Source organism: Caulobacter sp. (assembly GCF_017744445.1).
In the GTDB taxonomy this organism is placed as follows: Bacteria; Pseudomonadota; Alphaproteobacteria; order Caulobacterales; family Caulobacteraceae; genus Caulobacter.
This window is the reverse complement of sequence record NZ_JAGIBH010000012.1, coordinates 109,575-122,435: the sequence shown is the minus strand read 5'-3', so window position 1 is coordinate 122,435 and position 12,861 is coordinate 109,575. Positions and strand designations below refer to the sequence as shown.

Annotated in this window: 9 protein-coding genes; 4 read left to right on the top strand and 5 right to left on the bottom strand. The window is 69.6% G+C overall.

Annotated features, from left to right (window positions below):
• Position 1: 1 nt before the first annotated feature.
• From J7528_RS17925 to J7528_RS17910, 4 genes are all read left to right on the top strand, one after another.
• Complete coding sequence (locus J7528_RS17925) at positions 2-1,039, top strand: AraC family transcriptional regulator (RefSeq protein ID WP_291877131.1); 1,038 nt, start codon at positions 2-4, stop codon at positions 1,037-1,039.
• An 86-nt stretch (positions 1,040-1,125) separates the two neighbouring features.
• Entirely contained in the window at positions 1,126-1,455 is a 330-nt protein-coding gene (locus J7528_RS17920; protein ID WP_291877130.1) for a DUF2322 family protein, read from the top strand.
• 211 nt (positions 1,456-1,666) lie between these two features.
• On the top strand, positions 1,667-2,350 hold the full coding sequence (locus J7528_RS17915; protein WP_291877129.1) for a heavy metal response regulator transcription factor: 684 nt from the start codon (positions 1,667-1,669) through the stop codon (positions 2,348-2,350).
• Entirely contained in the window at positions 2,347-3,777 is a 1,431-nt protein-coding gene (locus J7528_RS17910) for a heavy metal sensor histidine kinase (protein ID WP_291877128.1), read from the top strand. The genes J7528_RS17915 and J7528_RS17910 overlap by 4 nt, the downstream gene beginning before the upstream one ends.
• Here J7528_RS17910 and J7528_RS17905 read toward each other — a convergent pair.
• From J7528_RS17905 to J7528_RS17885, 5 genes are all read right to left on the bottom strand, one after another.
• A complete protein-coding gene (locus tag J7528_RS17905; protein WP_291877127.1) occupies positions 3,774-5,150 on the bottom strand; it encodes an efflux transporter outer membrane subunit in 1,377 nt (458 codons plus the stop codon). The genes J7528_RS17910 and J7528_RS17905 overlap by 4 nt on opposite strands.
• Complete coding sequence (locus J7528_RS17900; protein WP_291877125.1) at positions 5,137-6,321, bottom strand: efflux RND transporter periplasmic adaptor subunit; 1,185 nt, start codon at positions 6,319-6,321, stop codon at positions 5,137-5,139. Before J7528_RS17900 ends, J7528_RS17905 begins: the two co-directional genes overlap by 14 nt.
• The gene (locus J7528_RS17895; RefSeq protein WP_291877123.1) at positions 6,314-9,496 is read right to left on the bottom strand and encodes an efflux RND transporter permease subunit; all 3,183 of its coding nucleotides are present in this window, start codon (positions 9,494-9,496) and stop codon (positions 6,314-6,316) included. The genes J7528_RS17900 and J7528_RS17895 overlap by 8 nt, the downstream gene beginning before the upstream one ends.
• A gap of 160 nt (positions 9,497-9,656) precedes the next feature.
• On the bottom strand, positions 9,657-12,179 hold the full coding sequence (locus J7528_RS17890) for an FtsX-like permease family protein (protein ID WP_291877122.1): 2,523 nt from the start codon (positions 12,177-12,179) through the stop codon (positions 9,657-9,659).
• The gene (locus J7528_RS17885; RefSeq protein ID WP_291877120.1) at positions 12,176-12,853 is read right to left on the bottom strand and encodes an ATP-binding cassette domain-containing protein; all 678 of its coding nucleotides are present in this window, start codon (positions 12,851-12,853) and stop codon (positions 12,176-12,178) included. The genes J7528_RS17890 and J7528_RS17885 overlap by 4 nt, the downstream gene beginning before the upstream one ends.
• Positions 12,854-12,861 lie beyond the last annotated feature (8 nt).

The window sequence follows — 12,861 nt, the reverse complement described above, 5'->3', positions numbered from 1 at the left end:
CATGAAGGCCTGGTCGTTCAGCACGGAAAGCCATCCTCGCGCCGAGCGGGCCGAGGCCTGGCGCGAAGCCATGAGCCGCCTAGGCCTGCCGATCGAAGGCCTGTCCGACGCCGAGCCGGCCGCGGCCCAGGTGGTGTGCCTGACCTCGCCGCTGGGCATCGAGTTCGCGCTGGTCGAGGCTGGGGCCCAGACCATCTCCGGCCGCCTGTCGGGACAGCCGGCGGCGGTCTGGCTGGCCGTACTGCTGCATGGCGAGGCGACGTTGGTCACCGAGGAGCTGGCCGTCAGCGTCGCCACCGGCGACATCGCCTTCGGCCCGACCGGCCAGGCCGCGGCCCTGCGGTTGGATACGCGCTCGCGGCTGCTGTTCGTCCGCGCGCCGCGCGTCGCCCTGGATCACCGCCTGATCCGGCCCTTCAACCTGCGGGTCGGCTGGCTGGACGGGTCCAAAGGCGTACCGCGCATCCTGTCGGACCTGCTGCGGGGCACGGCCGAGGAGCTGGAGAACCTGTCGGTCGACCAGCTGCGGCCGGTAGATCTGGCGCTCACGGAGTTCTTGGCCCAGTGCCTGATCGAGCAGGGCGCCGGGTCATCCGACGTCTTCGACCCCTCGGCCCCGACGGCGCATCTACAGCGCCTATGTCAGACCATCGAAACGTTGCTGCCGGATGCGGAGCTTTCGCTGCGCCGCGTCGCCGACGAGGAGGGGGTCTCTCCACGATATGTGCAGAAACTCTTCGCCTCGGCCAACGAGACCTTCAGCCACTACCTGCGCTCGCGCCGCCTGGAGCGCTGCCGGATCGACCTCGCCAGTCCGCAGCACGCGCGGCTGTCGATCTCCGAGATCTGCTTCCGCTGGGGCTTCAACGGTTCGGCGCACTTCAGCCGCGCCTTTCGCGAGCAATACGGTCTGTCACCACGTGAATTTCGGCACGCCAGTGAAGACGGCGCGGCGGTCGATCCTCCGCCTGCGCAGACGAGCAAACTGTCGGCCCAGGTCTCGGGAATGCACGCCTCGAGTTCGTCGTTTCGAGGCTAGCTCGGATTGGCTGATCGCCTGTCGCGGATAATTGCCGGGAGTGCTAAAGGGCCGCCCCTTACCTCAGGAATTCGAGATATCGGGCGATGATTCAACCAGGCGCGACCTTCAAGGACAATCTTCAGCAGCTGCCGACCATCGACGACGTGCAGCGCGTCGACCTCGTGGACGCCAGCGGCGACGTGGTCGCCAGCATTGAAAATCAGCCCGGCAAGCAAGGCTCGCTCGCGATCTACCAATACCTCAAGCGGCAGTTCGGCGGCCTGGACGCGAAGGCGGCGGAGCACGGCTTGGCTGTGTTCGGTGAGCACACGGCGGATGCCCGCAATCGTCCGGGCGCGCATCCCAACATCGACCGTCTGTTTTCGATCGCCGCCGGCGGGGCCCCACTGAAGATCGAAGTCATCGCGGTCTGACACTGACCGGCGCTTCCGGGCGTTTCCGGTCAGAAATGTCATCCGGCGGTCAGCCTTGTGACCGGGCAGGGGTGGCAGGATGCCCCTCGTCCTTGCCCCGCCGCCTGTCCACCACCCCCCACCCCCATGGCGACGGGCGCAAGGACGCTCTATCTTGCCGGCCTGGAGCGCGCCTGCGTTCCGGGCTGTTGGTCGTGAGACGCCTCGCTCTATGAAGATCCTGATCGTCGAGGACGAACCCAAGACCGTCGCCTACCTGCGTAAGGGGCTGACCGAGCAGGGCTATGCGGTGGATTTCGCCAGCAATGGCGAGGACGGCCTGCACCTGGCCCAGACCCTCGACTACGACGCCGTGGTGCTGGACGGCATGCTGCCCGGGCTGGACGGGGTCGAGGTGCTGGAGCAGCTGCGTCAGACCCGTCAGACGCCGGTGATCATGCTGACCGCTCGCGACAGTGTCGAGGATCGCCTGAAGGGCCTGGGAGCGGGCGCCGATGACTATCTGGTCAAGCCATTCTCGTTCCTGGAGCTGCTGGCCCGACTGCAGGCCATCACCCGTCGCGGGCGCAGCGAGTCGACCACCATCACGGTCGGCGACCTGCATCTGGACCTGATGGCGCGGCGCGCCACGCGGGCGGGCAAGCGGCTGAACCTGACGGCCAAGGAGTTCGCCCTGCTGGTCGTGTTGGGCCGCCGCCAGTCGCAGATCGTCTCCAAGACCATCATCACCGAGCTGGTCTGGGACATCAATTTCGACACCAACACCAACGTGGTCGAGGTCGCCATCAAGCGCCTGCGGGCCAAGATCGACGGCATGTTCGAGACCAAGCTGCTGCACACCGTGCGCGGCATGGGCTACGTCCTGGAACACCGCCCCGAGGGGAGCTCGTCATGATTTCAGCCCCCAAATCCATCGCCGGCCGCCTGGCCCTGATGTTCGCGGTCGCCACCAGTCTGGTCTCGATCCTGGCGGGCGTGGCGATGTTCAGCTTCCAGAGCCTGGAGCTGAAGCGCCACCAGGCCGAAGAGCTGAGCGCGCGGTCCGAGATCATCGTGGCGATGATCCGCCGTCTGGAGGATCCGACCCGCTGGCCGCTGATGGCGGACAAGCTGAGGTCCTTCACCCCGGCCGACGGCAGCATCCGCTACCGCATCGAGTCTCCCGATCCGCGCTTCCAGTTCACGCCGGGCAAGGCGCTGGAGCCTGCGCGCAATGGCTTCGGCGTCATCCACGCCGACGGCAAGCGGTTCATGACTCTGGCGCGCAAAGTGCCCGCCTATGGGCGACGTCCCGACGTGAGGCTGGTGATCGCGGCCGACACCGCGCCGTTCGACGCGTCGCGCTATGTGCTGGGTGTCGGCGTACTGGGCGTGTCGGTGCTGACGACGGCGCTGGTCAGCCTGCTGGGCTGGTGGATCGCGCGACGGGGCTTGGCGCCCGTCGATCGTCTGTCGCACCGCGCCGGGGCGCTCAACCCCGCCGACCTGTCCCTACGCATGCCGACCCAGGACCTGCCGGCCGAGCTGGTGGGTCTGATGAGCGCCTTCAACGGCGCGCTGGATCGTTTGCAGGCGGCCTATGAGCGGTTGGCGGCCTTCAATGCGGACGTCGCCCACGAGCTGCGCACGCCGCTGGGCAACCTGATCGGCCAGACCCAGGTCGCTCTGTCGCGCACGCGAGACGCCGACGAGCTGGAAGACACGCTGCATTCCAATCTCGAAGAACTGGAACGGCTGCGCACCATCATCAACGACATGCTGTTCATGGCCCGCGCCGACCAGGGGGCGCTCGCGGCCAACCTGGCGCCGCTGTCGCTGGCGGCTCTGACTCACAAGACCGCCGACTTCCTGGATGTGCTACTCGAGGACGCCGAGGTGCGGCTGGAGGTGCGCGGCGACGCGACCGTTACCGCAGACGCCTCGCTGCTGGGCCGGGCGGTCACCAACCTGCTCGACAACGCCATTCGACATGGTGTCGATTGCAAGACCGTGCGGGTCACGATTGAGCTCCAGGACAAGGCTGTCTGCCTATCGGTGCGCAACAAGGGGGGACCGATCCCCGAACCACACCTGGCGCGCTTGTTCGACCGCTTCTACCGGATGGATCGCGCCCGCGAGCACAGCGGCGAGATCCACGGCCTGGGCCTGGCGGTGGTCAAGGCCATCGTCACCATGCACGGCGGGTCGGTCTTCGCCCGCTGCGAGGGCGGCGAGGTGCTGATCGGGTTCCTGCTGCCGAAGGCGGAGCCGCTCACGATGGACGGTGGTCCGGCGACCGCAGCCGCCGTTCCGCCGCCCGAGCGGGAAACCGTCAACGCCTAGCCGGCGCTCCAGCTGCCGCCCAGCGCCCGGATCAGATCGACGCTGGCCGAAAGGCGACGCGTGCGCAGGTCCAGCGCCTCGCGCCGGGCCTGTAACTCCGCGGTCTGCGCCGTAACCACGTCCAGATAACTGGCCGCGCCTTCGCGATAGCGGGTCGTGGCGAGCCCCGTGGTGCGCACGGCGGCATCGACGGCTTCGTCCTGGCGGCCTTGGGCGGCAGCCAGGCGGTTGGCCAGGACCATCTGGTCCTCGACCTCGCGGAAGGCGTCCAGCACGGTCTGGCGATAGCCGGCGGCGGTCTCGTCGAACACGGCGCGGCTGCGGGCGACCTCGGCCTTGCGGGCGCCGCCGTCGAACAGCGGCAAGGCGGCCGCCAGGGGACCTAGAGCCCAGACGTGGTTGGCGGCGGTCAGTAGCTCGCCGCCGTTGGACTGATAGCCGCCCGCGGCCGCGAGCGTCACGCTGGGGAACCAGGCGGCGCGGGCCACGCCGATACGGGCGTTGGCGGCGGCCATCCGGCGCTCGGCGGCGGCGACGTCCGGACGGCGTTGCAGCAGGATCGAGGGCGCGCCGACCGGGGTGATGGGCGCGTCGCTCAGGCCTTCCGTCGAGGCGACGCTGAAGGTCGAGGCCGGCTCGCCGACCAGCACGGCGATGGCGTGTTCCAGCAGGGCGCGGTTGGCCACGGCCTGCTCGTACTGGGCCTGGGTCGCCGCCAGCTGGGTCTGAGCCCGGCCGGTGTCGAGGCCGCTGGCCGCGCCGCCGGCCTGGCGGCGGTTGGTCAGATCAAGGGCCTGGCGATAGGCCTCGACCGTCGAGCCCAGCACCGCGATCTGAGCGTCGGCGCCCCGCAGGCTGAAATAGGTGTCGGCCAGTTGGGCTTGCAGGCTGAGGCGCACCCCGGCTAGATCGGCGGCGCTGGCCTGGGCGTCGGCCTTGCCGGCGGCGACCAGGTTACGGATGCGGCCCCAGAGATCGAGCTCATAGCTGGCGCTGGCCGTCACCGTGTTGGTGTCAAAGCGGCCGTTGGCGGGCGTGCGCTGACGCTCTGTGCTGGCCGAGGCGCCGATGCTGGGCAGCAGGGCGCTGGAGGCCTGGCGCGATAGGGCGCGAGCCTGGTCGTAGCGGGCGAGGGCGGCGGCGAGATCGGCGCTACCCTTCTCCAGTCGGTGTTCCAGGCCATCTAGCGTCGGGTCCTTGAACGTGGCCCACCAGGCGCCGTTCTGCATCGTCTCGGCCGGAGCTGCCGGGGTCCAGGGACCAGTGTCGCGGAAGGTGGCGGGCGCGGCCGTGGTGGGCGGGGCATAGGCCGGCGCCATCGAGCAGCCGGCCAGGCCCAGGCTCGCCAGGACCAGGAGGCTAGCCTTTTGCATTGGCGGCACCCTTCTTGGCCTTCACCGGATTGACCTTGTCGCCGGTGGCGATGGCGTCCGGCGGGCTGGTGACGATCCAATCGTTGGCGGCGATGCCGGAGGCCAGCTCCAGCTCGGCGCCGTCGTCGCGGGCGATCTTGACCGGGTGGATCGCAACGGTGTTGTCGCCGCCGACCACGGCCACAGCGGTGCCTTCCTTGCGGAACAGCAGGGCGTTGGACGGAATCCGCACCGAGGCCGTCGAGGTCGTGCTGGCGGCCTTCAGGTCGAGATTGACCTGGGCGTAGCCGCCCGGCTTCAGGCGGCCGCCGGCATTGTCGACCTCCAGCTGGATCAGCATCGCGCCGGACTGGGCGTCCACCGCGTCGGCCGTGCGCACCAGGCGGGCGTTGAAGGTCTGGCCCTGCAGGTCGGGCGTGGAGAAGGTCGCGCTCATGCCGGGCCGGATCTGGCCGGCCAGGCTCTGGGGCACGCTGACATAGAGGCGCAGGCGCTTGGTGTCGGAAACAGTGAACAGCGGCGTGGTGCGGCCGCCGCCGGCGCTGATCAGGTCGCCCTGGTCGGTGTCGCGACTGGTCACCACCCCGTCAAACGGGGCGACGATGCGCTTGAAGGCCGTGAGACTCTCCAGGCGGCGGACATTCGCGAGCGCCTCGTTGCGCATGGCCTCGCGGGCGGCCAGATCGCCGGCGCGCTCGTCGGCCTCCTGCTGCGAGACGGCGTTGTCGGCCACCAGGCGTTTCCAGCGGGCGGCGCTGGTGGCGGCGAGATCCCGCTGGGCCTGGGCCGTGGCGAGGGCGGCGCGGGCGGCGACCAGCTGCTGGTCGACTTCCGGCGCGTCGATCTCGGCCAGCACCTGACCCGTCTTCACCGGCTGGCCGATATCGACATACCAGCGGCGCAGATAGCCGTCGGTGCGGGCGAAGACCGGGGCCTCGTTCCAGGCCTGCAGGCGGCCGGGCAGGACCAGCTCGCCGGTCTCGCCGCCGCCGGGCTGAATGATGCTGACCGTGGTGACGGCGCTGGCCTGGCTGGTCTTCTTCAGGTCGTTGCTGGCCATCAGCCGCGAGGCCGTGCCGGCCGCCAGGATCAGGACGAAGCCGGCGGCGCCCACCAGGGCGAGACGGCGCAGCCGCTGGGGGCTGGTCTTGGGCAGGTTGGACTCAGACATGGGCGACGCCTTCGGGGGAGGCGGCTTCCGCGTGGGGGCGGCGGCCGTGGACGATGGAGAAGATGGTGGGGACGAACAGCAGGGACGCGCAGGTGGCGAAGATCAAGCCGCCGATCACCGCGCGACCCAGCGGAGCGTTCTGCTCGGCGCCTTCGCCCAGGGCCAGGGCCATGGGCGCCATGCCGATGATCATGGCCAGGGCCGTCATCAGTACGGGGCGGAAGCGGGTGACGCCGGCCTCGAACGCGGCCTGGACCGCGTCGCCGGTGGCGTCCAGCCGCTCGCGGGCGAAGCTGACCACCAGGATCGAATTGGCCGTGGCCACGCCCATGCACATGATCGCGCCGGTCAGGGCCGGGACGGACAGCGGCGTCTCGGTCGCGAACAGCATCCAGGCGATGCCGGCCAGGGCGGCGGGCAGGGCCGAGATGATCACGAACGGATCCAGCCAGGATTGGAAGTTGATGACGATCAGCAGATAGATCATCACGACCGCGCCCAAGAGACCCCAGCCCATGCCGGAGAAGGCGGTGTTCATGGTCTGGTACTGGCCGCGCAGGGTCACCTTGATCTTGGCGGGCTTATCCTTCTCCAGCTTTTTCAGGACCTTCTGGATGTCGGTGGCAACGCCGCCTAGGTCGCGCCCTTGCGTGGCGGCATAGACATTGACCATCGGCTGGATGTTGTACTGCGAGATCACGGCGGGCGTGGCGCCGCGGCTGAGCGTGCCCAGGCCGCCCAGGACCTGCGGGGCTTGGTTGGGCGTACGGGCGCCGGTGACCGGGATCGACGCGATCTTGTCGAGGCTGTCCAGCATGTATTCTGGCGTCTGGGCCACGACGGGGTACGAGACTCCGTTCTGCGGGTTCAGCCAGAACACCGGCGCGGTCTGCTGGCTGCCGGCCACGGCGCCCGCCAGGCTGGCGGTGACGTCGCGCTCGTCCAGGCCCAGGGCGTGGATGCGGGTGCGGTCGGCGTCGAAGCGCAGCTCCGGCGAGGCGGCGGGCTGCTGGATGCGGACGTCGGCGATGCCTTTGACGCCGCGGATCGCGCGCAGGATCTTCTGGGCGTAGGCCTGGTTGCCGGCCGCATCGCCGCCCGACACCTGGATGTCGATCGGAGCCGGGCTGCCGAAGTTGAGGATCTGGCTGGTCACGTCGGCGGGCAGGAACGAGAAGGTCGCCGTCGGGAAGGCCTTGGGCAGCTCCTCGCGCAGGGCCTTGATGTAGCCATCCGTCGGGTGGTGGCCTTCCTTCAGGCTGATCAGGATGTCGCCGTCCTGCGGGCCGATGGTGCCCGAGGCGTTGTAGGCGGTGTTGATGCCGCTAGTGGACAGGCCGATGTTGTCGACCATGGTCTCGACCTCGTCGGCGGGGATCACGGTGCGGATGTGGCGCTGGATGCGGTCGAACAGGGCGGCCGACTCCTCGATCCGCGTGCCGACCGGGGCGCGGACGTGCAGGGCGATCGAGCCGGAGTCCACAGCCGGGAAGAAGTTCTGGCCCAGGAATGGGATCAGCACGAGGCTCAGCAGCGCAAATCCCAGGAACCCGGCCACGAACACGCCGCGCGCGCCCAGGGCAAAGCCCAGCAGACCCGAATAGGCGTCGCGCACCTTGGAGAAGCCCCGTTCGAAGCCGCGCTGGAAGCGGACCAGGCGGTTGCTGGACGGCGCTTCCTCGTCATGCGGGACGTGGGGCTTGAGCAGATAGGCCGCCATGGTCGGGACCAGGGTCCGCGACAGCAGGAACGAGGCGATCATCGCGAAGACCACCGACAGCGCCATCGGCACGAACAGGAAGCCCGACACGCCCGGTAGGAAGAACATCGGCACGAAGACGATGCAGATGCAGAGCAGGGAGACGAAGGCGGGGGTCACGATCTGGGCCGCGCCGTCCAGGATCGCCGTCTTGACGTCCTTGCCGTGCTCCAGGTGCCAATTGATGTTCTCGATGGTGACGGTGGCGTCGTCGACCAGGATGCCGACGGCCAAGGCCAGGCCGCCCAGGGTCATGACGTTCAGGGTTTGGCCGAACGCCGCCAGGGCCGCGATCGCCGCCAGCACCGCCAGCGGGATCGACACGGCGATGATCACTGTCGAGCGCCAGCTGCCCAGGAACAGCAGGATCATCAACGAAGTCAGCACGGCGGCCAAGGCGCCTTCGTGGACCACGCCATTGACGGCGGCCTTCACGAAGGTCGATTGGTCGTTCAGCGGCGTGACAGTCAGCTCGGCGGGCAGTTGGGCCTTCAGCTCGGGCAGGGCGCTCTTGATGCCGTCGACGATGGCGATGGTCGAGGTCGAGCCGGACTTCAGCACTGTCATCAGCACCGAGCGCTGGCCGTCGACGTGGACGATGTTCTGCTGCGGGGCCGAGCCGTCGCGCACGTGGGCGACGTCGCCGATGCGGATGGTGGCCCCGTTGACCGTCTTCACCGGCAGGGCATTCAGCTCGTCGACCGTGCCGGGGGCGTTGTTCAGGCGCAAGGCGTACTGGAACTCGCCGATCTTGACGAAGCCGGCCGGGGTGATCTGGGTCTGGGCGGCGATGGCCGCGCCGACGTCGCTCGCCGAGAGCCCCTTGGACAGCAGAGCCTGCGGGTCGATGTCGACCTGGATCTGGCGGGTCTTGCCGCCGAACGGAAACGGCACGGCCGCGCCGGGCACGGTGACCAGACGCGTACGGATGAAGTTGACGCCGTAATCGAACAACTGCTGCTCCGACAGGCCTTGGCCCGCCAGTGCGAGTTGCACGATCGGCACGGTCGAGGCGTTGTAGTTCAGGATCAGCGGCGGGGTGACGCCCGGCGGCAGCTGCCGCAGCAGGGTCTGCGAGATGGCGGTGATCTGGGCGTTGGCCAGGCGGACGTCGGCGCCGGGCTGGAAGTAGATCTTCACCACCCCGATGCCTTGCAGCGAGGTCGCCTCGATGTGGTCAATGTCATTGACCGTGGTGGTCAGGGTCCGCTGGTAGGGGGTCAGGATCCGTCCCGACATGTCGGCCGGCGACAGGCCGTTATAGGTCCAGGCCACCGCGACGACGGGCACGCGGATGTTTGGGAAGATGTCGGTCGGGGTACGCAGGATCGCCAGCACGCCGACGATCAAGATCATCGCGGCCATCACGACGAAGGTGTAGGGACGCGCCAAGGCCGTCCGCACAAGCGAGATCATACTGAAGTCCGTCGTTGCGGCGGGGGAGGTTGGCCATGGTCTAGCAAGGCCAAGGGGTCCGCAGCCTGACGGCTACCTGACAAGACGGTCAGCTAGGCGCGTTGCGCACAGGCTTTAGGCGAAGAGGTGCGCCTTCGGGGGCAGGACGCCCCTTGAAGGCTCAGTCGCCCCGCAGCACCGGCGCGGGGCGCTGCGACAACGCCAGGCTGGCGGCGATCACGCCGCCCAGGGCCGCTAGACTGGTCGCGCCGGCCAGTAGGACCAGGACGCCGCTCCAGTCGACGCTCCAGCGGGCCTCGAAGACCTTTACGACCACGGGCCAGGCGGCGGCGAAACCGAACAGTACGCCAGCGGCGCCCGCGATCAGGCCCACCGCGCCATACTCGATCAGATAGGCCAGCAGGATCTGGGCGCGGGTCGCCCCCAACACCTTCAGCGTCGCAGCCTCGCGAGCCCGGGCTCGCGCGCCGGCGGCGATGGCCCCGGCCAGCACCAGCAGGCCGGCCAGGGCCGCGACACCCGCCGCGCCGCGCACGGCGAGCGCCAGGCGGTCGAACAGGGCGGCCGCCGCATCCAGCTGCTCGCGCACGCTGATGACGTTCACGCTCGGGAAGGCCTGGCCAAGTGCGCGGGTCAGGGCCGCTTCCTGGGTCCGGCTCAGGCGCGCGATCGCGACATTCCGCAGTTCGGCGCCTTCCAGCGTCGCGGGGTTGAAGATCAGGTTGAAGCTGGGTCCAAAGCCGCCGAAGTCGATCTTGCGCAGCACGGCGACCCGCGCCTCGATCTCACGGCCCAGCACCAGTACGGTGATCGTGTCGCCGACCTTGAGGTCGGCCGCCTCGGCGATCTCGACGTTCAGCGCCACCTGCGGTGGGCCGGTGTCGTTCTCGCGCCACCATTGGCCGGACACGATCTCGGCGTTCTTCGGCGCCTTTGCCAGCAGCGACAGACTGATGTCGTTGTCGAAGGCCCAGCGTTCGGACGGCTTGACGGCCTTGGTGTCGACGGGCTTGCCCTTCAGCGCGATGATCCGGCCGGTCGCGAAGGGCATGCGCAAATAGGCCTCCTCGCTCAGAGGACCCATCACGCTGGACGCCACGGCGTCGAACGCGGTCACGCGGTCGCCAGGGATCTCGGTGAACACCATGGCCGGCGCGGTTCGCGGGGCCACGTCGCTGACCTGGGCCAGCAGCGCCGACTGGATCAGCACCACGCAGGCCAGTAGGGCCACGCCGAGCCCGATGGCCGGACTGGCGGTGCGGGCGGCCGATCGAGGTCCGGCCAGATTGGCCAGGCCCAGCTTGGCCGCACCGCGTGTGAGGCCGCGGGCCTTGCCGGCGAGCCAGGCGGCCGTCCGGCCGAGAACCGAGAGCAGGCCGAAGGCGATGGCGACGCCCGCGATCATGATCGCCGCCGCTAGCGGCGTCGGAGCCGTGACTACAGCCAGCGCGGCCAGACCGATGCCCGACAAGACGGCGCCGATCGTCTCCAGGCCAAGCGGCAGGCGGGCCTTGGGCGCGCGGCGGAACAGAGCCGACGGCGGCGTGGCCCGCGCCCGCGCCAGCGGAACCAGCGAGAAGGCCGCCGCCGCCAGGACGCCGAACAGCCCGGCCTTGGCCAACGGCCAGGGATAGACCTTGAACAGCGCTGGGATCGGCAGATTGGAGCCGGCCAACTGACCCAGGATCAGAGGCGCGACCGCGCCGACCCCAAGGCCGATGCTTACGCCAAGCAGCGCCAGGACGCCGATCTGGATCAGATGCAGGTCGCGCACCAGGCCGCTCTCGGCGCCCAGCGCCTTCAGCACCGCGATGGTGGGCTCGCGGGTCGAAAGGTAGGCCGATACGGCGCCAGCCACACCCAGACCGCCGGCCACCAAGGAGGCCAGGCCGATAAAGCCGAGGAAGTATTCCAGCTGGTCGATCAGCCGCCGCGCGCCGGGCGCGCTGTCCAGGCGATCGCGAACCCGCAGGTGAGAGTCCGGCAACGCCGCCTGGACGGCCTTGCCGATGGCGCGAGGATCCTCGCTGGGCTTGAGGGCGACGCGGACGGTGCGTCCGGAGAGACCTCCGGGCGCCAGCAGGCCGGAGCGCTCCAGGACTTCGCGGCGGACCAGGACGCGCGGCGCCATCGAGAAGCCGCGCGAGAGACCGTCGGGCTCGCTGACCAGACGGGCCCGCACGACCAGGGTCATGGGGCCTGCCTCGAACCGATCGCCGATCTTCAGGTGCAGTCGATCCAGAAGCGCGGGCTCCACCGCCGCGCCAGGCAGGCCGTCACGATCGGCGAGGGCGCTTGCGAGGCTAGGCGCGCCCTCCAGCGTCACGGCGCCGGCAAGCGGAAAGCGGCCATCCACGCCGCGTATGTTGACCAGCCGGCGGTCGCCGCTGGGCGCCTCCGCCATCGCGCGGGCGCCGGCCGTATAGGTCGTGACGCCCAGCTTGTCGAAGGCCGCACGCTCCTGAGGGGTGAAGTCACGGTTCTCGACCGAGAACGACAGGTCGCCGCCCAGGATTTCGCGCGCTTGGCTAGCCAGGCCTTGGCGGAAGGCCTCTGCGGTCGAGCCGGCGGCGGCGATGGCGGCGACGCCTAGGGCCAGGCAAGCCAGGAAGATGCGAAAGCCCCGCACGCCCGAGCGCAGCTCGCGGGCGGCCAGGCGGAAGGCAAGCGGGGCGCGGCTCACGATACGATGCGCCCGTCGGCCATGCGGACGATGCGGTCGGCGCGCGTGGCCAGCGTCGGGTCGTGGGTGACCATGACCAGAGCGGCCCCGACCTCGGCGACGAGGTTGAACATCAGGTCGGCGACGGTCGCGGCGGTCGCGCCGTCCAGATTGCCGGTGGGTTCGTCGGCGAACAGCAGGGCGGGCCGCGCGGCCAGGGCGCGGGCCAGGGCGACCCGCTGCTGCTCGCCGCCCGACAGTTGGTGTGGATAGTGGGTTAAGCGGCTGCCCAGACCCACCCGGGCCAGCCAGTCGCGGGCGGTGGAGAGGGTATCCCGGACGCCGGCGATCTCCAGCGGCGTGGCGACGTTCTCCTCGGCGGTCATGTTGGGCAGCAGGTGGAAGGACTGGAACACCAACGCCGCCCGGCCTCGCCGCAAGCGCGCGCGGCCGTCCTCGTTTAGCGTCGCCAAGTCGTGGCCGAACAGGCGCACCGCGCCGGCGGTCGGCTCCTCCAGTCCAGCGCCCACGGCGATCAGCGACGACTTTCCGGAACCGGAGGGGCCAACCACCGCGACGCGCTCGCCAGCGTTCACCGTCAGGTCGACGCCACGCAGGATGTTCACGGGTCCAGCAGAGGAGGGCAGGGTTAGGGCGACGGCGTCAAGAACCAGGGGCGAGGCGTCGTCGGTCATGGCGTTTC